This window comes from Methanolobus sp. WCC5 (genome assembly GCF_045690325.1).
In the GTDB taxonomy this organism is placed as follows: domain Archaea; phylum Halobacteriota; class Methanosarcinia; order Methanosarcinales; family Methanosarcinaceae; genus Methanolobus.
Map to the genome: position 1 here is coordinate 274,264 of NZ_CP146981.1, position 21,492 is coordinate 295,755.

The window sequence follows — 21,492 nt, forward strand, 5'->3', positions numbered from 1 at the left end:
TGTTTTTGATTCAGAAGGTCTTTGCGGGCACATAAAGGTTTTTAATGGTATAAATAGGCAGCCTGCAATCTCATACAGGCGGTCTTCAGAGAATAACCGAATAAAAAAGAATAGAATACAAAAAAGAACAAGAGAGGGTAAAAAGGATGTAAAAGGATGTGGCGGGCCAGGGCTCATGGCCTGCATTCCAGGGCCACGCGCTCTTGCGGTGTCAGGGAGATGTAGAATCTCAGTATATCTTCCGGGTCTATGTCAACACCCAGTTTATATCCGCTGGCCCGGCCGGCCCTGAGGTATCTTTCCTCCTTCTCGTGTTTTTTCAGCATCAACTCCTGGGTCTCCTCTTCACAGAGCCCTGACATATCCACTTTCCTGAGAAGACCTATAAGCAGGAAATTGTTCTCAATACGTTCGTAAAGGTTCTCTGTATTGCTCTCTGCTTTCTTCTCAGGTTCGAAAAGATATGCAGTCTCGCCATTAGAACCCTTGTATGCCAGCGATATCTTCTTAAGTACCAGCTTTCCGTTCTCGCATACCAGAATCTTGCGCTCGGTCTTCATTTCATTGCCTCTGTTTATTTTTGCAGAATCCAGCTACACAGATATTTCATGCAAATCATGAGACTGTAGCATCTGCTACAATCATGTGTTCGTATCTACAAAATATGCTTTTCCAATTTAGTATTTAACATTTTCTATACTATATTATCTAATGAGCATAATCATTATGATGGAATCTACATTCTATGTTCTTTTATTCTGGATTGTTCTAATATTGTTCATTATATCAGGCTTCAGGCACAGGTCGTGATAGCTGGCCACTGAATGCAATACCTGAAATACAAAGAACTTCTAAAGGCTTAAGGAAGCAATGAAGGATAGAAGGACAGAGATCACATGCTTACCGAATTGAAGGATACTATCAGGAAATCAGTTTTGCCGCTCGTTAGCTGGATACCCCTGTCCCCCAATTCCCTCACTATAACAGGCCTGCTCATAAGCATCTGGGCTGCAGTTGTGTTTTCTGCAGGTGATCTTACAGGAGGGGCTCTGCTCATCCTGCTCAGCGGGTTCTTCGATATGGTGGATGGTGCCGTTGCAAGGGCAAAAGGCCTTATGACCGCCTTTGGTGCGGTGCTTGATTCCGTATGTGACCGGTATGCAGATGCCATCATTTTTACTGGAATAATCTACGGGCTCATTTCGGGGAATATTGTGCAGACTTTTATATTTTCAGTTCCTCTGTGGCTCTGGGTCGTATTTGCTATCATGGGCTCTTATCTGGTCAGTTATATACGTTCCCGTGCAGAAGCAGCAGGTGCAAAATCAATGAATGTCGGGATTGCAGAAAGGCCGGAACGCATGCTAATACTTGTAGCAGGCTCACTTAGTGGCTATCTGGGTGAAGCAATATTCATCATTGTTGTGCTTACACATGTAACCATAGTCCAGCGCCTTCTCCATGCAAAGAGGTCACTTGTCTGAACTGGTTGCATGGGAACTGGCCTGCAATGCAAAGATTATAATAGCAGGCGTTATTATTAATTGCCTTGTTCATCTGTTATCTTAATTATCTGCAAATTCATCCAAATACAATTCATTCAAATACCGATAGAATATAGACGAGGATTCCACATGCAATATCAGGCGGAAGTAACCATCGAGCTTAAAAGCGGCATGCTTGACCCGGAAGGTACCACCATAAAAAGGGCTCTGGAGCACCTGGGATATGAAACAGAGAGTGTAAAGACTGCAAAAAAGTACGTTATTATCCTTCAGGCCGCAAGTATCCACGATGCCAGGGAAACAGTTGAAGCAATGTGTCAGAAACTGATAGCAAATCCGATCATCCATAATTACTCCATCTCCCTGAGGGAATTGCAATGAGCATCGGTATTGTACAGTTTGGTGGCAGCAATTGTGATCTTGACGTGTTGCATGTCCTGAAAGATGTTATCGGGGTTGACGCTGAACTAGTATGGTACAAGGAAGAAGACCTCTCCCGCTTTGACGGAATAGTTGTTCCCGGCGGCTTCTCATATGGTGATTATCTCAGAGCCGGTGCCATAGCAGCACGCACTCCTGTCATGGCATCCATCAAAGCCCTCGCAGATGAAGGCAAGCCGGTAATTGGTATCTGCAACGGTTTCCAGATACTTACCGAATCAGGGCTGCTTGAAGGTGCCCTCACCACCAACAATTATCCCAAGTTCAGGTGCGAGCCCACTTTCCTGAGGGTAGAGACCACCGACACACCCTTCACGTCAAAGTTTTGCAAGGGTGATATTCTCAGCATTCCTGTCGCCCACATGGAAGGTAATTTCTATGCGGACGAGTTCACACTTTCCATGCTTGAGGATGGCAAGCAGGTGGCCTTCAGGTATGTGGATAAAGAAGGCAGGGTGAACGATGAGGCAAATCCTAATGGCTCAAAGGAAAACATTGCAGGTATCGTGAACGCAAAAAGGAACGTACTCGGTATGATGCCACACCCCGAAAGGGCATCTGAGGAAGTGCTGGGTTCAAAGGATGGTCTGAAGATCTTCGAATCGATGGTGGAGTTCATCTCCAGCCAATAATTCCTTTTTCTTGTTCCTTGCTTTTCTAAGTCTGTTTACAGACTGACCATCAGTTCATATTCAGGGTTTTTTATCTCTCTTTATCACATTCTCTGCGGTTTTCCAGGAATGCCTTACAAATTCAGGCAGATTGTCATGCTTGTGGTACCAGTCTGCAAGGAATTTTTTTGTTTTCGGGTCAGATGGATATCCGCTTCCAAAATCAATCCCTATATCCTTTTTGATTTCTTCTATCAACTCATCCCTGCGTACCTTGGCCACTATAGAAGCCGCCGATACAACAGGATAAATGGCATCTGCCTGATGTTTTGAGATAACGGGCAAGTCTGGTGAGATCTCAGGATGATCTTTCCTGTATTCTTCCAGCAGCCGTATCCCAAACCTTTTCTCATTAACGTCTGCAGCATCCACGTAGGCTTTGTCAGGGTGGAGCTGGCCAAGAACCTTTGAGAAGGCAAGGACCATTATCTCATTCATGCTCATAAGCTTACGAAGCTCGTCTATCTGCGCTGCTGAAACCTCAAGGATGAACACCCTCCGGGAGTATTTTTCTATCTGTCCTGCAAGCAGCTCTCTTTTTTTTGGACTGATCCTCTTTGAATCCGCAACCCCAAGATTCTTCAAAACATTGCTTGCGGACTCATCCAGCAATACCCCACCAACGCACATTGGTCCAATGACCGGTCCTTTCCCGGCTTCATCTATCCCTGCAATTTTCATCGTATATGGTCCCGGTACATGATCCTCATGTCTGTTACCATCTCTTAGAGCCTGATTGTAAAAAAATATTTGCCAGGATATACTGCGTTCCTTCAGATGAATAGTGTGAATATGGTATATCCTATGGCTATCATTATTGTGGAATGCTTCAGGCCTGACATCACACTTCCCTCTCCCATGGCACCTGCCATAAGCCCGGAGCTGAGTCCCTGGATGATGGCTGCATGTTTGAACAGGCGTGTATAGGACTCAAGGTCAAAGTTTCCCAGGAAGCCTCCTGCCTGTGAACCGGAGGCTGCCATCTGCTGTCCGGCCTCTGCCATTTCGGACAGGAATGTTGTGGATATGACGTAGATCACACCAACAAAGACGAGGAACGATATGTAAATGATGACTATATAGATCATCATGCTCATGCTACGCTCCCTTTTCATGCCCTGTTCAGAAGCCGCATCCCTTGCAGCTACCATGAGCACTTCTCCTATATCTCCGCTTGAATCATTAGCTTTTGTTATAAGTGAAAGGGACCTTGTGACCACCTGTGTCCTCAGGCGGTTTGCAAATCTTATAAGTGCGTCGTTTATCTCAAGTCCCCAGAAGATGTCATGCCAGATCTTTCTGATCTCACGGCTCAGGGTATCGGTATTTGATTTTGCCATCAGCCTGATGGAATCCCTCAGTGTCATTCCCGTTTCATTGGTACTGGCAAGTTTCTTAAGAAAATCAGGAAAACTGTTCTCCAGTTTTTTCTTCCTGCTGATCTTTATTTCATGGAATAATGCAAGTGGGACTATTATTATGAATAATGCAAGGACTATTTTATCATCAATAAAATCAACAAGTGCCATCGGATTACCAAGCCGGTTCATATTCATGAACAGGGGAACCAGGACCACAAGCATTGCAAGTGGTATGGTCAGCACAAGTGTTGCCAGGGGGTTTTTAAGCATAGGAGTAAGGGGATTTTTAAGGATATTCCTGAATGCCAGTGATTTCTTTGATTTGATGAACCCTTCAAAGTATCCCCTTTCACGGACCTTTTCTTCTCTTTCATCAACAAGCTCCCCGTTTTCATCAAATTTCTTCTCAAGTGTTTCAGGGACCTGTGGTATCCCATGGTCCAGGGTCTCATTGGTCGGAAGCAGTTTCGGCTCTCCAAGCTCTGTAGGGGTAATTATGCTGATCATCACCACAAACATCAATGAACCCACAGGAAGGACTGCATAGATAATTGCATACACCATGGTGGTAGTACCTGATCCCATCACGGCCATCATTACTCCCATTATGATTATAAAAAGAGGCCCGGCTACAAAGGCCGTAACATAGGATTCAGCCAGCAGCCCCAGGGTCTCCAGGAACCCTTTCTGGTCAACTTCTGCCTTTAGAAGGTATTGCTCTGACTTGTCACGGAAATAGTTAGGGATATTACCGCCACTGTCAATGACAGTCAGCAGGTTGTATATAAGGTCCTGGAACCTGTCAGATGGTGTGGTTTCAGAAGCACTGGAAAGTGCTGTTCTCAGGTCATGTCCGAAATAGTCCATATCCCGCACAATGGAATCAATTTCCTTTGAAACCTCTCCATAGGTATCTTCAGAATCCGCTATAGCCCTGAAGACATCGATTATATTCATTCCTCCCTTGCTCAGTGCATACATAAAAGTAACTGCATAGGGAAGCTGCATGTCTATTTTTGCTTTTCTCTCGCTTGCCTGGAAACCCGGATAAAGCATGAACAATGCATACACCAGACCCCCCATTCCTAATATGAAAACCATGGTAATGAACAATCCAAAGAATATCTCCTTGAATTGAAGAAGAGTGGCCATCTGGGGGCTTAATGTGATATTGGTGATCTTATCCGGAAGTCCTACCAGGATGATGATTATATATGTCAGGAACAGGCCTATCAAAGCCCCGGCCATTCCTGCTATTATGGAATAGAAGATTGCATTTGATATATACATCTCATGTGAGAGAGGGATACGCGCCTGATTCATTTGTTTTTGAAGGTTCCTGTAATTGTCCTTTTTATCTTTTATCCTGTCCCCTATCAGTACAAAAGGAATCCTCTTCAGGATGTTTATGTATGCAGTTACTTTTTTTGCATAATGGTCAACATCAAAATCCCTTTTAGATTTCCCCCGCGTTGATTTCTTTTTTGTATTCTTCTCTTCAGTTTCAACCTTATGCAGGTCGGTATTCTCTTGCGGGAACAAATCTGAAATTGTATCCTCTGGTGAATTTTCCTTCAGATTGCCAGCATTTTCTTTGATATCGGTCACAGTATCACACCACATCTTATGCCAGTTGCAGTTTCCTCAGGACCTTTTCCGGTGTTGACTGGTAAGCATTGATTATATCGGATATTTCCTGGAAGTCCTTGACATTGTTGTTCACCATATATTCAAGGATCTTCTGGCGATAATATAGCTCCTGGTCGATCTTGCCCTGTCCCCATCCACGCCGCATCTTGATATCAAAGAGAGCTTTTGATTCACCGGTACGGATGAACATGTCCGACTCAGAATCCCACACAAAGATATCGTTTGTCCTTATGTTCCTTGTATTGGGGTCGATATCAATTATCTCAACCAGCTTGATATTTCTCCTGACACGTTTTCCCTTTGTATAGGTCTGGGACTGTATGCTCATTATATCAAGTGCCTGGATCATTGTACGCGGAACACTGATGGGCGGGTTCTCAAGCCTGTGAATTGCCGACGCCACGGAGTCTGCGTGCATGGTGGAGAATGTAGTGTGACCTGTTGACATTGCCTGGAAAAGTGTGAGAGCTTCCTTACCCCTGACCTCACCTACCAGCAGGTATTCAGGTCGTTGTCTCAGTGCAGCTTTAAGCAGGTCGTACATATCGACAGCTCCCCTCTCATCTGCAGTGAATGAATCTCTTGTGACACTGGGGATCCAGTTTGGATGTGGCAGTTTGAGTTCCCTTGTATCCTCAAGTGTGATGACCTTTGCCTTTTCAGGGATGAAAAGTGAAACTGCATTAAGTGAGGATGTCTTTCCTGATGCCGTACCTCCTGCATAGATCAGGCTCTTGTTGTTTTCTATGCACAGCCACAGGTATGCCATGGATTCGGATGAGAAGGTACCCCATTTGATAAGGTCCACAGGGGTGATGGGTGTGTCACTGAACTTACGTATGGTGAATGTACTGCCATGAGCGGTCACACTTGTGCCAAGTGTCATCTGTATCCTTGAGCCGTCAGGCATGGTCGCATCAACCATGGGTTCTGCAACCGAGATGTGTTTTCCGCTTCTCTGTGCCATCTGTATGATGAAAGAGTTCAGTTCGTCTTCTTCATATACAACGTTGGTAGCAATATTATGATGCGCTCTGTGGTAGAGGAAAATAGGAACATCATGGCCGTTGCCGGATACATCCTCTATGGAATCGTCTTTCATCAGGGCATCTATCTTTCCGAACCTGACAAAGTCCCTTTTTATGTAATATGAGATCTTTTCAAGCATAGGTGGTGTTATTTCAATAGTGTAGTCCTTTATTATCGACCTGATCTTCGAGTCAAGGACAGTTTCCCTGTCATCCCCTTCCTCGTTTATCTCTTCCACAAGAAGTACATCCCGAAGTCTGTCCTTAATCTCAAGAAGGAAGGTCTTTTCAAATCCTGTCAGTTCCGGCTCGACAATATAGTAAAGATAATTGTTCTTGTCTTCGTTGTACAATATAACGATAAAAGCATAAGGCTCATTGACCCAATAACGTTCTACTTCCTGATAGCCCTCCACATCTTTGAATTCTGTTATCGGGCCGTGTATCTCTGGATCATAGTGCTCCAGCTCGATCTCGGTTTGTCTGAAAAGCCTTTTGATCTTCCCGAGCATGCTTATTTTTTCTTCTTTATTTTCGCAGGCCACATTTTCTTTTTCTGGAAGGCTCTCAGCCAGGCTTTCTTCTTCAGATGCCATTGTGCTCTTTTCTTTTTCTGACAGAGGGAGAATGTCCTTCTCATCATTAAGAGGAATATGGGCTTCAGCAATCAGGTCTTCTGTTTTTCCTGTGGCGGAAGTATCTTCCTTTTCCGGACCTTTGTTCTCGTTTTTTTGTGGCCCGAAATTATGTGATCTTGGGAGTAATATTCCAAGATCTTCCTCATCCAGTGCTATATCCTGTGCCTTATAATCATTATCAGGGCCTGTTTCATCCTTTCCTTGATCATTTCTGTTCAGGATCTGTGCAAAGTCCTTCTCAAATTTGTCTTCATCCTCTTTTATCCTGGAGATCTCCCTGAGAATTTCCATGCTCACAGCATCATCGGATGCTTCATTATCATTTAATTCATCATCCTGCATACCATCATCCTTTTCCCCGCTTTTTTGTACCGATGACTCATCAGCATGTGACAACCCGGTATTTGATGTCACTTTTTCATCTTCATTTTTATTGTTACTTTCAAGATGCTTTTTTCCAGGATCTTTTAATTGGGCATCGGCCATTGTTTCACCGTTTGATGCATCACTATGTGCATTATGAAGTTTTAAGAGCTTAGATATATTATGTCCTTATTATAATTATAATGGGTATTAAAGCTATTGTCTCTGTGCACATTTTGTTCAAAGATCGGTCATAGCTTTCTTCATCTATCAACAGTATTAATTACTGTATTGCAGTTTGTGTGTTCAAGTCTATATATACGATGTACACAGAATACTTTATAAAACTATAAATATATTCATAATTTTAACATCTATGTACAAATATGTCTTTTTTATGGTTGAAAATGTACATAAAATAGATTTTTTCATTGCAATCAACAATCAGCTTATAAAACTCATGAATTTGTTCTGGAAAGAAATGGTCTTTGGAGGTCATCTTTTTGCAGTGGGTTCTGTAGCTGTGATCCTGGTATGTGCAACCCTTTTTAGGGTACATGTGGGCTTGGATATCCTGTTCTGTTCTTATCTGCTCTTCTATGCGATATACCTGTATGACTATTTACAGGGTGTATCATCAGATGAGCTGACAAACAGCAGTCGTGCACGTTATCTGCGATCTAAGCATAAAGCCATGTGCACAGTGCTCATCACATCTGTCCTGCTTGTTGCATTGCTGCTTCTGTTTGCAAATATCGTTACAACTTTTATAGGAATCTCTATTCTGGTACTTGGACTGTTTTATGGCAGCTATTTTAAAAAAATTACAAAAATGATACCTGCATTCAAGAATTTCTTTGTGTCCTTTGTCTGGTCTTTTATGGTACTGTTCGTCTTTATCTACTACTCGCTACCTATCACTTATGGTGCTTTGATGCTTGCACTGTTCATTTTCATAAGAATGATGAACATCCAGATACTTTTTGATGTAAGGGATGCTGAGAGCGATCGCAAAGATGGTCTTTTGACAATTCCGGCATTATTCTCTGATAGGCAATATCCTTTCATATTGAGATCCGTAAATTCCTTGTCAATTCTTTTTGTTACTGTCTGCGTTATCCTTGGTTTGCTTCCGCTGTTAACCCTTGCTGTTATTCCTATGTTCTATTATGCAGCCACGTATATCAACAATGTTCTAAAGTGCAAAAAGAACTACTCCTCATATGTATTTGCGGCATGTGAACCTATCATGTGGTCTGTGCTCATCTTTGCAGGACAGTACATCACAATGCTGGGTATACTATGAATAATGCTTCATCTTTGCTTTAGCTTTACTTAGTCATCTGAAAACCGCATTTAAACAAAAGCATTAAATGTAAAGCTGAATATGTTCTGCTAGACCACAGATAGAAGTAAGCAGGGACTGAAAGAGGAAAATCCGATGCCTATTATAACCTTACCATATAATGACCTTGAAAAATTGACAGGAACAGACAAAGATACTATAATCAAACGTGTGCCTATGATAGGCGCAGATATAGAGCGCATTGAGGAGGGGTCCATAGATATCGAGTTCTTCCCTGACCGTCCTGACCTTTACAGCGTAGAGGGTGTTGCACGGGCAATGCGTGGTTTCCTGGATATTGAGGCAGGTTTTTCCGAATACGAGGTCAGGCCTTATACTGTTGAGATTACAAAGGATAAGCACATTGATTCTGTCCGCCCGGTTTTTGGTTGTGCGGTAGTCCGGGGTGTGGCTTTCAGTTCCAGTGCTATCAAGACCCTCATGGACCTTCAGGAGTCACTTCACTGGGGTCTTGGACGTGACCGAAAGAAAGTGTCCATAGGTGTGCACGATCTTTCAAGGGTCCAGGCTCCTTTTCGCTATATTGCAGCTGATCCGGAGTTCAGCTTTGTTCCCCTTGACTTCACAGAACCTATGACAATGAGGGAGATCCTTGAGAAGCATCCGAAGGGAACACGTTTTGCACACATACTTGATGGTTTTGACAAATATCCTCTCATCCTTGATGCAAATGATAATGTACTCTCGTTCCCGCCTATAATCAACGGCACACTTACAATGGTCACCGAGGAGACAACTGACCTTCTGGTAGATGTCACCGGACTTAGCAATGAGGTGTACACGGCACTCAACATTGTCACCACTGCCCTTGCAGAGCGTGGCGGCCAGATCGAATATGTGAAGGTTATAGAGGCCGATGGAACCGAATCGATCCCTCTTGACCTGACTCCGAGAGTAAAGGTATTGACCAGGGAGGAGATAGACGGGCTCATAGGTATGGAGCTGCCTGTTGATGAGATAATAAGACAGCTTGGCAGAATGGGCTTTGGTGCCACTGAACTTGGGGATGGCCAAATCGAGGTTCTCATCCCGCGTTATCGTGCGGATATCCTTGACAATTCCGATATTATAGAAGATATAGCAGTAGGTTATGGTTTTGATAAGATACCGGCAGTATTCCCCATGAATGCCACAGTTGGCAGGTCCCACAGACTCTCTGACATAGGTTCAGCTATGCGGGAGATCATGACAGGGCTTGGATATTTGCAGGTTATGCCCTTTACTCTTACAAGTGAGAGAGTGCATTTTGACTGGATGTGCAGGGAAAGAACAGATGATGTTACATACGTGCTGCACCCAATAAGTGAGGATCAGACCATGGTCAGGACAACGATACTGCCAAACCTTATGGAGATACTCTCCCTTAACCAGCACAGGGAACTGCCGCAACGTATATTCGAGGTTGGTGATGTTGTCATCAATGGCAGGAATGGCCTGCACCTGGCAGCAGTCTCCATCAGTCCTCAGGCCAACTTTACAGAGGTAAGGGAACTTGTTGATGCCGTCATGCGTGAGCGTATGGTTGAATATGAGGTCATTGAGTCAGAAGATCCCGCCTTCATGGAAGGAAGACGTGCCGATATAATCGTGAATGGCACCAAGGTTGGTGTTATGGGTGAAATATTCCCTCAGGTTATAGTTAACTTCGGCCTGGGGCAGCCTGTGGTGGGTTTTGAGATCGATCTTCCGGATTGATCCTCTTATATTTTCACAAGTTCACGTAAAATGAATAGGAAAATACATAATTAACGGGCCCGCCGCGATTCGAACACGAGTCGATGGGTATCTTCGGACCTTATGGTCACATCGAAGCCCATCAGGATATCCTGGCTACCCTACAGGCCCGCAAAGCAACTACTGATTGCTGCATCTGTTATTAAAGTTTTCTATCAGATGCCTTGTTTTCATCTAATGGTCAGAAGACCCCGGACAGCATTCTTATTGCAAGTATCCAGAGGACGATACCAAACATTTTTTGCAATGTGTCTGCCTTTATCCTTGAATGCATAAGGTAGGAACCCAGCTGCGCTCCAATAAAAGATGCCAGCACTACAGCGATCACCATGTTTTTTTCAGGTTCCCAGGATGGTGCATGGGCAATAAACGCTGAGATGGATGTGAAAAGCACTATAAATCCTGAACTTGCTGCAGCTATTTTGATACTGAATCCGAATATAAGCAGCAAAGGAACGATAAAAGTACCTCCGCCTATTCCTAGCATACCGGACATTGCTCCGATCAACAGTCCTCCAATGATAATGATAAAATATTTTATTTTTCCAGTGATCTGTTTTTCACGATATGTAATCTCTAACCTGGAAAAGATCATCTCCTCCCCTACAAAGAACATGAGAAGGGCAAATATAACAAGCAGGAGGTCAACAGGCACAAATTTTGTAAAATATGCCCCTGCCTGTGCCCCTGTCATCGAAGCAATAATAAAAGGTATCGATATACTGAAATCCACCATCTTTTTCCTTATGTATGTGATGGCTGCAGATCCTGATGTGATAGTATTCAGAAGAAGTGCGATAGTTACAGAATAGATGAAATCCCCGCTGATCCAGTAGAAGAAAGGTACGTAGAATATGGCCCCTCCAAGACCTATCATTGAAAATAGAGCAGATGCACAAAAAACAATAAAAGCAATAACCAGCGTTTCCATTCAGCAGCAATCCATTATGTCTTTTTCTCGATCTCTCTTTTCACGAACCTTTCCTTGAATTTTGTGATCTCTTCTTTTCCACCTAAAACTGCAATGATGTCTCCTTTCATTATAATGGTGGATGGCGTTATGTCCGTGAGGACCCCTCGCTCATTTTTTATTCCTATTATTGTACAGCCTACCTTTTTTTGAAGATCTATATCTCCAATTGTTCTGTCTGCAAGCCCGTCCCCGCCTGTAACGGTGTGTTTCTCAATATCTATCCCCTCATAAAGGGTAATTTCCTCGTCCATTTTCCTGCAGGATATTTCAAGGCAGTGTGAAGTCATTTTAGCAAGCATCTGTCCGGCAACGATCGGTAGTGCAGCCACGTAGTTGGCACCGGCCTTGTATATCTTATCTATGGATCTGTAGGAGTTGGCACGGGCGATTATGGTGGATTCCGGATTAAGTCCTCGTGTGACAAGAGTTGCAAACATTACATCAGTATCATCATTAAGGGCCACAACAACTGTGGATGCACGGGAAACGCCTGCCTGCATAAGGACTTCTTCCTCTTTTGCATTCCCGGTCACATGGTCATAGTCCGCATCCTCAAAGTTACTGGCATCTATATCCACCACTGTAAATCTGATATCTGCATGTTTCAGTGTTTCCACAACCCATTTACCAACATCTCCGCATCCGAGGATCACTATATGTCCGTTCTCATTTATGTTTTCCATTAATCTCATCCCGTCCCGAATGCTGCGTCAGTCCCTTTAACCGCGACAATTGCTCACTTGAGCCTGTTGCAAGCAGTACTGAATCTTCTTTGATAGGTTCATCAGGTTTGATCATGAATGTAAGTTTACCGCTTTTCCACATACCTACTACATTAGCTCCTGTTCTTTCACGGATGGATGCACTTTTCATTGATTTTCCTATTAAGGGACTTTTAGGATATATGGGTAATTCGATGATGTCTATACCCTCAAAGAACTCTGTAGCGCCGGTTAATCGATTGATGAAAGGATCTGCAGCTTTTCTGCCCATGAATCTTCCAAACAGTTCCTTGGGCGAGACTACACTTGTGGCACCGGCATATTTCAGGTATTTCTTGTTCGACCGGTCCTCTGCAATGGCTATTATGTTCACATCACTGATATTGCGGGCAGTCAGGACTATATTTGCATTCATCTCATCTGAATGATTTGCAATAAGCGACCTTGCTGCATCTATATTTGCATTCTTAAGTGTTACTTCTTCATAAACAGTGCCATAAATTGTATAGATGTTCCTTTTGAGCAGTTCCCTGACAAGTTCCTTATCTTCCTCTATAAGTATGTAAGGGATATCGTTTTCTTTCAGTTCCTCTATCAGGGTTTCTATGAGCCTGTTGTAACCGCATATTATTGTATGTTCCCTGAGATCTTTATGAGCCCGGGATGGAATGGTTGACTGTATCTTCTTTTCCATCCAGGGTATTATTACAAGGGTAAAGAGTATTCCGAAAACAAGGGGTATCCCGGTTAATTGAACAAAGACTGAGAACATCTTACCGTAAGGGGAGTTGAATACGATATCCCCGTATCCCACCGTTGTGAAAGTGGAGATTACCCAGTAAAAAGCATCGTAAAGATTAGCGTGCTCTGATTGACCTTCGTAGATCATCATTTCCATAAAAAGGAACATATAGACAGCTATTATGGCCAGTGCAACGGCAACCGGCCTGAGAATGTTCCTGTGCCAAAGGCGCCTGCTTTCCATATGGATTACCTTTTCCGGACTTTAGTTGGGCTGTATTTTGTTCTTAAAAAATATTGATGTCCTCACAATCCATGTACGATGTACGGGCCGAATATCATGAACAGGAAAGACAACAATATAAGCATGGCAAATGATGCTGCTATCAGTATGGACAAGCGCTCTGCCTTTTCTTCATCACCTGTTATCCTGTATATGAATGCGTTCGTATAATCCCTGAATATGTGTCCTCCGTCAAGGGGAACTGCTGGCAGGCAGTTGAAAAGTCCTACGTAGAAGTTAAGCCATCCTATCCACAGCAGAGCGTTTGCAAGCCAGAACACACCGATCCCAAAAGGCTCCGCCCAGCCTACAGGTTCGTAGAACTGTGCAAGTGTCCCGCTAAAGCCTGGGAATCCCTCTCCTGCAAAGCCGATTATAGGAAGTCCCAGAAGGATTACCCATCCGGTTATTTCCGTGAGCATCTGCGGGATGCTCTTGAACAGGTTGAGGTAAGCTGTGGCAGGGAATTCTCCTACAGTGATTCCCAGGGAAGTTGCAACCTGGCCATCCATACTTGTGACTACACCAAGAAATCCCTTGTTTTCAATATCAGGGTGCTCTGCAAGGGTGACGTTATAATCATCAGTCCTGACAGCATCACCTGTTGCATCCCCGATAATGGCACTGACGATCATTTCCTGCCCGGGACGGCTGGAATTCATTATGTTCCTGAAATCAGTATACGAGCGTATAGGGCTTCCGTCTATGTAGGTAATGTGCATGCCGGCTTCCAGCCCTGCGGCAGAAGCAGGTCCCTGGTCAACGATACTCTGTATGAGTATTCCGGATGGCTTGATATCAGTGTCGATAACCTGAGCTTCATAGGATAAGACTTTCCTGTCACTGGCCGCATAGACTGTTACCCATGTCCCTTTTTCAAGTCCGCTGAGATATTGCAGCATTTCATTGACATTACTTATGGGGGTGTCATCTATCTGTGTGATGACCATGTTTTCCCTGATCCCTGATCCATAGGCGGGGCTCCCCTCCTGCACATCAACTATCATTGTGTCCCCAAGGGGTGCCATAGCACCAAGCACAGGTCCGAAAAGCAGACTGAAGGCCAGGAGTGCCACTACAAAGTTTGCCATTACTCCTGCTGCAAGGATACGTGCTCGTTGTTTACGGCTTGCTGTCTTTTCATCTTTCCCGGTAGATGTGGTGAGAACCTGTTTCTTTTCTTCCTCGTCAATGGTGATGCCAAGACGGCGGTCCCCGTAAGGGTCATCTTGCTCGTTGTACTTTTCTTCCCTTTTCCCAAAGAGTTCCTCTTCGTCAGGTTCGGCAAAACCTCCGATTGGGACCAGTGCGAGCAGGATTCCCATGGATTTGACCCTTATATTCTCTACCCGGCATAGTATCGCATGCGAGAATTCATGAACGACAAGAGTGATGACCAGTGCAAGGATTCCCCAGGTCAGTGGTATGAACTCATTGACACCCGGTATGAGGAAGATGTTCCTCGCCTCGTTGAACTTTCCTGGCTCGGGCATTGAATTATCGCCAATTGAAGCCAGCATTGCAATATCGGACAGAATGATCACCAGGAACATGGCTATCATTCCAATGAACATGAGCCTGATGCCGATGTCTGCATAAACACGCCAGGCCTTCCTTGGAACGGCCAGTTTGTCCAGCAGTTTAAGTCCGCGTGTAGTCCTGATCATCAGAACAGGTCCGTAGGTACTGATGTTGTATTTCTGCAATATTCCTTTCCTGTCAAGCACTATCACAGCCATCCAGTAAAGCAAAAAAAGTGTAAATGCAATTCTTGTTCCGTCCAAAAAAACTCTCCGGCTTTATTGATATAAGACTTTGAAGACTTTGAACCATTCAATGTGGTAAATTCTATTGTCTTATTACATGTAAATCAATATATAAATCTTCAGGCAGGCTTAAAGCAGATTAACAGTTATTTATTTTATTCAAAATCTAAATATAAAAACATCGTTGGTTAAATTTATATAGGTCTTTCTTTAAATGTAGTTATGGTATTTATCAGATTCCGGTTCGCCTTTCAAAGGAATTGTGCAGGAATGGTGAGACAATGTTCAGGCATCGGGCTTCCCGGTTTACCTGCCAGGAAGATTCAAGGGAAAACAGGATGCATCCATTGACATTTATTACTTGCATAAAAGGATAAGTATAAAAACCATAAGGGAAATATAGCAATTACAGAATTCCAAAACGTTGATAAACGTTGATGAATGGTTACAGTAAAATACGAGCAACAACCAAAAACCAGTAGTATTATACCGAAATGTAACTATATCCGTGAGGGGATGAAAGTGCAGTCAATAGTTCAGGAAGCGTTAAAACACACAGAGAAAGAGAAAGAGTACCGCCAGTCAATTGCAGTTAACGATGAATTCGATATCCTGGGGCAACCCCGGATAATGATAGTCGGGTGTGGCGGTGCAGGTAATAACACAATCAACAGGCTTTATAACATGGGTATCGAAGGTGCCGAGACAGTGGCTATTAACACTGACAAGCAGCATCTTGACCTTATCAGAGCAGACAAGAAGATCCTTGTGGGTAAGACCCTTACCCGCGGACTTGGTGCGGGTGGATATCCTGAAATAGGTGCCAAGGCAGCAGAACTTGCGCGCGGTACCCTTGAAGAGATATTCAAGAACGCAGACCTTGTTTTTGTGACAGCCGGTATGGGTGGAGGTACCGGTACCGGTGTAGCTCCCGTGGTTGCTGAGATCGCAAAGGAGCAGGGCGCAATTGTCGTGGGTATGGTATCCAGTCCTTTCAGGGTGGAGAGGGCAAGAGCGGTTAAAGCCGAAGAAGGTCTTGAAGAGTTCCGCCGTGCAGCAGACACTGTGATAGTACTTGACAACAACAGGCTCCTTGAGTACGTACCGAACCTTCCGATAGACCAGGCATTCTCAGTTATGGACCAGATCATATCAGAGACCGTAAAAGGCATCACTGAGACTATTACACAGCCATCGCTTATCAATATCGACTATGCCGATATCAGGGCTATCATGGGTTGCGGCGGAGTTGCTGTAATGCTTGTAGGAGAGAGCAAGAACCAGGACAAAAGCAATGATGTTGTCCGCGCAGCACTGAACCATCCACTACTTGACGTAGATTACAGAGGTGCAACAGGAAGTCTTGTACACATCACAGGCGGTCCGGACCTTAGCCTCAAGGAAGCCGAGGAGATCGCTGCCTCACTTACCTATGAGCTGTCCTCCAGCGCCAATGTCATATGGGGTGCACGTATAAGCAATGAGTTTGAAGGCAGAGTACGTGTAATGGCCATTATGACAGGTGTCCAGTCAGCCCAGGTACTTGGTCGCCCGCAATTCAACACCAGCAGCTCATATGAAAGTGCACCTGTTTCCAGGACTGCCCCGGAAGCGGCAAATTCATACAGGCGCACGGGTACATCCCTGAACCGTGTGAGCCGTCCTGTAGTTGAACCTGTAAGCACCAGGCAAAATGGCGGTTCAATCATCGACATAATCCACTGAATTTAAAACCGGTTCCGGTATCGTACCGATCCTGCCAATCCGTGGTCGCGATTGGCAGTTATTCTTTTTTACTTTCACCTCTATTTCCAATCATGAAGATTCTGATAGCTACGGGTATACTTGCCGAACAGACTGTAAGGAATGCAGCTGGTGATCTTGCTGATGTCCTTGTTGCAGATACAAAGATAGCTGCATTCATTACCCCGCGCAAATTGCTTACCGCAATAGAAGAGCAGTTTCCATCCTTTGATCATGATCTGATATTCGTTCCCGGTCTTGTATCAGGCAATTTCGGGAAAGCTGAAAAAGAACTTGGATGTAAGGTCCGCCTGGGTCCCAAGCATGCCTATGATCTGGGTTTCGTGCTTCCTTTTGCAGACAGCATGGAATTTTCCTCAGAAGTGCCAGCCTGCGAACTGCTTGCCGACGTCAGACGGGCAATGGCTCTTGAAAAGGTTCAGGAACTTGAAGATACTGCCATGGCCCCGATAGAGATAAAGGGGATGAAGATAGGCGGTGGTTCCCGCATGAAGGTCCTGGCGGAAGTGGTGGATGCCACAGGGCTTGACACTGAGTCTCTTGCCCTGAAAATACGCAGTTTTGAGGCAAAGGGGGCGGACATGATAGATCTTGGTGCATCCCTGCATGCAACACCTGATGATGTGAGACGGGCCATAGAAGTAGCACGCTGTGCAACTGCTCTTCCGGTAAGTATTGACACGCTTGACCCTGTACTCATCAGGGAAGCCCTGAAATGCGGCATTGATATGGTGCTGAGCCTTGACAGTAGCAATATTGCACTGATAGGCCAGGATCTTGCAGCCAGTGGCGTTGCGGCGGTAGTGATACCTGATCAGGGTGAGGGTTCTGTGAGTCTCATGAAGAACATAGAACTTGCCCGCGCGGCCGGTCTTGAGAATCTAATTGCAGACCCGGTACTGGATCCTATCGGCCATGGAATAGCAGAGTCCATAGTCAGATACATGGATTTCCACAAAATGAATCCACATGTTCCTGTCTTTTTTGGAACAGGTAATGTAACGGAACTTATAGATGCTGATTCAGCCGGGGTCAATGCAACATTATGCGGTATAGGTGCAGACCTTGGTGCAAGTATACTTTTCACTCCGGAGTACAGCAACAAGACACAGGGTTCCATAGATGAATTGAAAAAAGCATCCCTGATGATGCTCCTGTCACATGAGCGCAGAAGTTCTCCTAAGGATCTGGGAATAGATCTCATAGAGATCAAAGAAAAGCGGCGACGCCAGGATGGCTCTTTACCCCGGGACTTTGTCCGCGCCGAAAAAAGCAAAATGTGGACTCAGGACCCCAAAGGCAGCATACGAATAAGCATTATTCCCGATATCTATGGAAAGAAAGAGGGCTGTATCCTTGCAGAGCACGACAGTACATCCATTGCAGGCCGCACAGCAAGGGAGGTAATGGATACCATTCTTGATATGGACCTTGTCTCAAGAATGGGACATGCGGCCTATCTGGGACAGGAGCTTAAAAAAGCGGAACTTGCCCTGAAACTGGGGAGGAGTTACGCACAGGATGATGATTTTTAGGAATTGCTGGTTTTTAGGAATAATGAGAATGTTCCGGAATTGATTTTGATGCATTCACATGCTTTCATATTTCCCTGTTTCCACATCCTTTTTTATATCCCTGTTTAATTAATTGGTCATCTTTATATAAAAGTAGAATTATATTCTATGGTAGATGACGTCTTCTAAATGTAAGATACTGATCGTAGATGATGAACCCTTAAATGTGGAGTTATTGTCTGTTTATCTTGGTGATGATTATGATATTGTAACTTCCTATAATGGAAAGGATGCACTTGAAAAAGTAAAAAAGGAGTGTCCTGATCTTATTCTTCTTGATGTGATGATGCCTGAGATGGATGGATATGCTGTTTGCAGGGTTATCCGTGAAGAGTTCGGGATGGATTTCATACCTATTATCATGGTAACCGCACTGACAGACAAAGCAGACCACCAGCGTGGTATCGATGCAGGTGCAGACGAATTCTTAAAAAAACCGATAGGAAAGTTCGAGCTTGAAAAGAAGATCACTTCTCTTTTGCGGATAAAGGAGCAACACGATATCCTGCTGACAGAAAAGAACAAAGCTTATCATTATCTTGATTATGTCGGAATTCTGGTTGCAGTCCTGGACCTTAATTATCACATCAGGCACATCAATAAAAAAGGTTCTGAATTCCTGGGTTACGATCCGGAAAAACTGATCGACCACGAGTGGGTAGAGTCTTTCATTCCATATGATTCGGTCAGTGATATCAGAAGACATTATGCAGGTTTGGCATCAGGTGCAGAGAAACCTTATGAATATTCTGAATTCCCGGTGATAATAAGCACAGGAGAAGAAAGACTTTTCAGATGGTATGATTCCCCTTTGCTTGACGATTCCAGTAATACGGTAGGTATTCTGATATCCGGTGAGGATATAACTGAAACCAAACAGGCGGAAAAACGCTTAAAAGAATATGCATATCAGCTTGAACGTTCAAATGACCTGAAGGATCTTTTCACAGACGTTATGAGACACGATCTTTTAAATCCTGCAGGTCTTATCAAATCTTTTATAGGGCTGCTTATTGAACAGGAGTCTGACGAGTATAAGAAGAATCTGCTCTCAAATGTGAATGATACAACAGAGAAGTTGATTTCTATGATAGATGACGCTGCACACCTGGCAAAGCTGGAATCTGTTGATGATATCAGTTTTGTGAAAGTAGATCTCAACTCCATGATAAAAGATACAGTTGAAGGATTTATGCATGAGATCGATCAAAAGGGAATGAATGTCCGGATAGGGCTTGAAGATGGGTCCTATGCCATTGCTAACCCTATGATAGAGAGAGTATTCGTTAACCTGTTATCAAATTCGATAAAGTATAGTCCAAATGACAGTACTATAACGATAGATGTTGTAGATACCGGTGACAAATGGAAGATAAGTTTTACAGACCAGGGTGACGGCATACCCAATTCAAGTAAATCTTCCGTTTTTGAACGTTTCAAGCGTTTGCACAAAGAAGACATACGTGGTACTGGCATAGGTCTTGCAATTGTCAAGAGGATCATGGACCTTCACAGGGAAAATATAGCTGTTGATGATAATCCCGAAGGTAATGGCAGTGTTTTCTGGCTTACTCTTAAGAAAGGGAGTTGAGTATTCTCCGGGGTTGTCACACCTTTCCTGTAACATTATCGGCAAGTATCTCGTATCCCACAGAAATTTTGTGCGCAGCCGTAGCTTTAGGTTCATTTGTTTCTTCTTTTAAGGAGAACACAGGTAATATTCCCTCCAATTCTGGGTTATGATTATCCTGCAGAACGCAGGCACAAGGTCTGAATGCCACAGCTTATCGAAAACCTGATGATTGTTGTCATGGAAGAATCGTCAATTATATATCCTTAACTGCCTAATGTCACTCGATTAACAGGTTAAGAGTGATAACGTGATAAGTGTCAACGAAAAGGGATTATCTATAATCGATGAGATGCTTGACTGGGAAGAAGATCTTAAGGTCCGGTCCATAGAGCTTGAGAACGGTGCTACTGTCATTGACTGTGGTGTGAACATTGAAGGCGGGTACGATGCAGGAATGTACCTTTCCCGTCTCTGTCTTGCAGACCTTGCAGACATAAGCTATACCAAGTTCGACCTTGATGGTCTTCCGGTTCCTGCCATACAGGTAGCAACAGATCACCCGACCATCGCATGTATGGCATCCCAGTATGCAGGCTGGAGAATTGCAGTAGGCAAATATTTCGGAATGGGTTCAGGCCCTGCAAGGGCGCTGGGACTGAAACCAAAAGAGCTGTACGAAGAGATAGGCTACAAGGACGATTCGGAGTTTGCGGTCCTTGTAATGGAATCAAGCGAGATACCAAATGAAGAGGTTGTCGAGTATATTGCAAAACACTGCAGTGTTGACCCCGAGAATGTTTACATTGCTGTTGCACCCACAGCTTCAATTGCAGGATGTGTCCAGATCTCCGCACGTATAGTTGAAACAGGCATACACAAACTTGAGTCCATCGGATACGACATCAACACTATCAAAAGCGGTTTTGGTGTTGCACCTATCGCCCCGGTTGTCGGCGATGACACAAAGTGCATGGGTTCGACAAACGACTGTATCATCTACTGCGGTGAGACCTATTACACAGTTGAACATGGCGATGCAGAGCAACTGGCAGATTTCGTGAAGAAGGCTCCCTCCACAACATCAAGGGACTTCGGTAAACCATTCTACACCACATTCAAGGAAGCAGGATTTGACTTCTTTAAGGTGGATGCCGGAATGTTCGCACCAGCCAAAATAACCGTGAACGACACCAAGAGCAAGAAATCATTCACAAGCGGAAGGATCAACCCCGGTATTCTCCTGGAATCCTTTGGCGTAAAAGAAGTCTGAGTCTCTGACATACTTAAAATATACCGATACAACCTTAAAGGTTGTATTACTTTTTTCTTTTGGAGACAG

Annotated in this window: 17 protein-coding genes and 1 tRNA gene; 9 read left to right on the forward strand and 9 right to left on the reverse strand. The window is 44.2% G+C overall.

Translation table 11 applies throughout. The features are described 5' to 3' along the window. Positions 1 to 173: 173 nt before the first annotated feature. The gene (locus V7O64_RS01390; protein ID WP_407356250.1) at positions 174 to 560 is read right to left on the reverse strand and encodes a hypothetical protein; all 387 of its coding nucleotides are present in this window, start codon (positions 558 to 560) and stop codon (positions 174 to 176) included. 336 nt (positions 561 to 896) lie between these two features. Here V7O64_RS01390 and V7O64_RS01395 point away from each other — a divergent pair, with 336 nt between their 5' ends. The 3 genes from V7O64_RS01395 to purQ all read left to right on the forward strand — a co-directional run bounded on the left by V7O64_RS01395 (position 897) and on the right by purQ (position 2,578). Next, positions 897 to 1,484, forward strand: a complete 588-nt coding sequence (locus V7O64_RS01395; RefSeq protein WP_407356251.1) for a CDP-alcohol phosphatidyltransferase family protein — start codon at positions 897 to 899, stop codon at positions 1,482 to 1,484. 150 nt (positions 1,485 to 1,634) lie between these two features. Further along, complete coding sequence (purS, locus tag V7O64_RS01400; protein WP_407356252.1) at positions 1,635 to 1,886, forward strand: phosphoribosylformylglycinamidine synthase subunit PurS; 252 nt, start codon at positions 1,635 to 1,637, stop codon at positions 1,884 to 1,886. Next, entirely contained in the window at positions 1,883 to 2,578 is a 696-nt protein-coding gene (gene purQ, locus V7O64_RS01405) for a phosphoribosylformylglycinamidine synthase subunit PurQ (protein WP_407356253.1), read from the forward strand. The genes purS and purQ overlap by 4 nt, the downstream gene beginning before the upstream one ends. Before the next feature lie 60 nt (positions 2,579 to 2,638). Here purQ and rnhB read toward each other — a convergent pair whose 3' ends face one another. The 3 genes from rnhB to V7O64_RS01420 all read right to left on the reverse strand — a co-directional run bounded on the left by rnhB (position 2,639) and on the right by V7O64_RS01420 (position 7,780). Further along, complete coding sequence (gene rnhB / locus V7O64_RS01410; RefSeq protein ID WP_407356254.1) at positions 2,639 to 3,298, reverse strand: ribonuclease HII; 660 nt, start codon at positions 3,296 to 3,298, stop codon at positions 2,639 to 2,641. A 92-nt stretch (positions 3,299 to 3,390) separates the two neighbouring features. Continuing rightward, complete coding sequence (locus tag V7O64_RS01415) at positions 3,391 to 5,586, reverse strand: type II secretion system F family protein (RefSeq protein WP_407356255.1); 2,196 nt, start codon at positions 5,584 to 5,586, stop codon at positions 3,391 to 3,393. 16 nt (positions 5,587 to 5,602) lie between these two features. Beyond that, positions 5,603 to 7,780, reverse strand: coding sequence for a type II/IV secretion system ATPase subunit (locus V7O64_RS01420; RefSeq protein ID WP_407356256.1), 2,178 nt, complete (start codon positions 7,778 to 7,780; stop codon positions 5,603 to 5,605). 274 nt (positions 7,781 to 8,054) lie between these two features. Here V7O64_RS01420 and V7O64_RS01425 point away from each other — a divergent pair, with 274 nt between their 5' ends. Both V7O64_RS01425 and pheT read left to right on the forward strand, forming a co-directional pair. Continuing rightward, complete coding sequence (locus tag V7O64_RS01425) at positions 8,055 to 8,963, forward strand: UbiA family prenyltransferase (RefSeq protein ID WP_407356257.1); 909 nt, start codon at positions 8,055 to 8,057, stop codon at positions 8,961 to 8,963. A 135-nt stretch (positions 8,964 to 9,098) separates the two neighbouring features. Further along, positions 9,099 to 10,718 carry a phenylalanine--tRNA ligase subunit beta gene (pheT, locus tag V7O64_RS01430; RefSeq protein WP_407356258.1) on the forward strand — a complete coding sequence of 540 codons (1,620 nt, stop codon included), beginning with the start codon at positions 9,099 to 9,101 and terminating at the stop codon, positions 10,716 to 10,718. 54 nt (positions 10,719 to 10,772) lie between these two features. On the opposite strand, the gene V7O64_RS01435 is transcribed toward pheT, so the two are convergent. The 5 genes from V7O64_RS01435 to V7O64_RS01455 all read right to left on the reverse strand — a co-directional run bounded on the left by V7O64_RS01435 (position 10,773) and on the right by V7O64_RS01455 (position 15,260). Continuing rightward, a tRNA-Arg gene (locus tag V7O64_RS01435) sits at positions 10,773 to 10,868 on the reverse strand. A 70-nt stretch (positions 10,869 to 10,938) separates the two neighbouring features. Further along, positions 10,939 to 11,688: a sulfite exporter TauE/SafE family protein gene (locus V7O64_RS01440; protein ID WP_407356259.1), complete on the reverse strand. Its 750-nt coding sequence runs from the start codon at positions 11,686 to 11,688 to the stop codon at positions 10,939 to 10,941. Between the two features lie 14 nt (positions 11,689 to 11,702). Then, positions 11,703 to 12,413 (reverse strand): potassium channel family protein, encoded by a 711-nt coding sequence (locus tag V7O64_RS01445; protein WP_407356260.1) that lies wholly within the window; start codon positions 12,411 to 12,413, stop codon positions 11,703 to 11,705. Continuing rightward, positions 12,397 to 13,437, reverse strand: a complete 1,041-nt coding sequence (locus tag V7O64_RS01450) for a potassium channel family protein (RefSeq protein ID WP_407356261.1) — start codon at positions 13,435 to 13,437, stop codon at positions 12,397 to 12,399. The genes V7O64_RS01445 and V7O64_RS01450 overlap by 17 nt, the downstream gene beginning before the upstream one ends. A 62-nt stretch (positions 13,438 to 13,499) precedes the next feature. After that, entirely contained in the window at positions 13,500 to 15,260 is a 1,761-nt protein-coding gene (locus V7O64_RS01455; RefSeq protein WP_407356262.1) for a site-2 protease family protein, read from the reverse strand. A 504-nt stretch (positions 15,261 to 15,764) separates the two neighbouring features. Here V7O64_RS01455 and ftsZ point away from each other — a divergent pair. The 4 genes from ftsZ to mch all read left to right on the forward strand — a co-directional run bounded on the left by ftsZ (position 15,765) and on the right by mch (position 21,423). After that, the gene (gene ftsZ / locus V7O64_RS01460) at positions 15,765 to 16,967 is read left to right on the forward strand and encodes a cell division protein FtsZ (protein ID WP_407356263.1); all 1,203 of its coding nucleotides are present in this window, start codon (positions 15,765 to 15,767) and stop codon (positions 16,965 to 16,967) included. 92 nt (positions 16,968 to 17,059) lie between these two features. Continuing rightward, complete coding sequence (locus V7O64_RS01465) at positions 17,060 to 18,541, forward strand: dihydropteroate synthase-like protein (protein ID WP_407356264.1); 1,482 nt, start codon at positions 17,060 to 17,062, stop codon at positions 18,539 to 18,541. Positions 18,542 to 18,695: 154 nt separating this feature from the next. After that, the gene (locus V7O64_RS01470; RefSeq protein ID WP_407356265.1) at positions 18,696 to 20,171 is read left to right on the forward strand and encodes a response regulator; all 1,476 of its coding nucleotides are present in this window, start codon (positions 18,696 to 18,698) and stop codon (positions 20,169 to 20,171) included. 289 nt (positions 20,172 to 20,460) lie between these two features. Beyond that, complete coding sequence (mch, locus tag V7O64_RS01475; protein ID WP_407356266.1) at positions 20,461 to 21,423, forward strand: methenyltetrahydromethanopterin cyclohydrolase; 963 nt, start codon at positions 20,461 to 20,463, stop codon at positions 21,421 to 21,423. The last annotated feature ends 69 nt before the right edge of the window (positions 21,424 to 21,492 follow it).

Coding starts and splice junctions, on each gene's coding strand:
- V7O64_RS01395 (WP_407356251.1), top strand. CDS start 897: ATGCTTACCGAATTGAAGGATACTATCAGGAAATCAGTTTTGCCGCTC.
- purQ (WP_407356253.1), top strand. CDS start 1,883: ATGAGCATCGGTATTGTACAGTTTGGTGGCAGCAATTGTGATCTTGAC.
- pheT (WP_407356258.1), top strand. CDS start 9,099: ATGCCTATTATAACCTTACCATATAATGACCTTGAAAAATTGACAGGA.
- V7O64_RS01390 (WP_407356250.1), bottom strand. CDS start 560: ATGAAGACCGAGCGCAAGATTCTGGTATGCGAGAACGGAAAGCTGGTA.
- V7O64_RS01470 (WP_407356265.1), top strand. CDS start 18,696: ATGACGTCTTCTAAATGTAAGATACTGATCGTAGATGATGAACCCTTA.
- V7O64_RS01445 (WP_407356260.1), bottom strand. CDS start 12,413: ATGGAAAACATAAATGAGAACGGACATATAGTGATCCTCGGATGCGGA.
- purS (WP_407356252.1), top strand. CDS start 1,635: ATGCAATATCAGGCGGAAGTAACCATCGAGCTTAAAAGCGGCATGCTT.
- V7O64_RS01420 (WP_407356256.1), bottom strand. CDS start 7,780: ATGGCCGATGCCCAATTAAAAGATCCTGGAAAAAAGCATCTTGAAAGT.
- V7O64_RS01440 (WP_407356259.1), bottom strand. CDS start 11,688: ATGGAAACGCTGGTTATTGCTTTTATTGTTTTTTGTGCATCTGCTCTA.
- rnhB (WP_407356254.1), bottom strand. CDS start 3,298: ATGAAAATTGCAGGGATAGATGAAGCCGGGAAAGGACCGGTCATTGGA.
- V7O64_RS01450 (WP_407356261.1), bottom strand. CDS start 13,437: ATGGAAAGCAGGCGCCTTTGGCACAGGAACATTCTCAGGCCGGTTGCC.
- V7O64_RS01465 (WP_407356264.1), top strand. CDS start 17,060: ATGAAGATTCTGATAGCTACGGGTATACTTGCCGAACAGACTGTAAGG.
- V7O64_RS01425 (WP_407356257.1), top strand. CDS start 8,055: ATGGTTGAAAATGTACATAAAATAGATTTTTTCATTGCAATCAACAAT.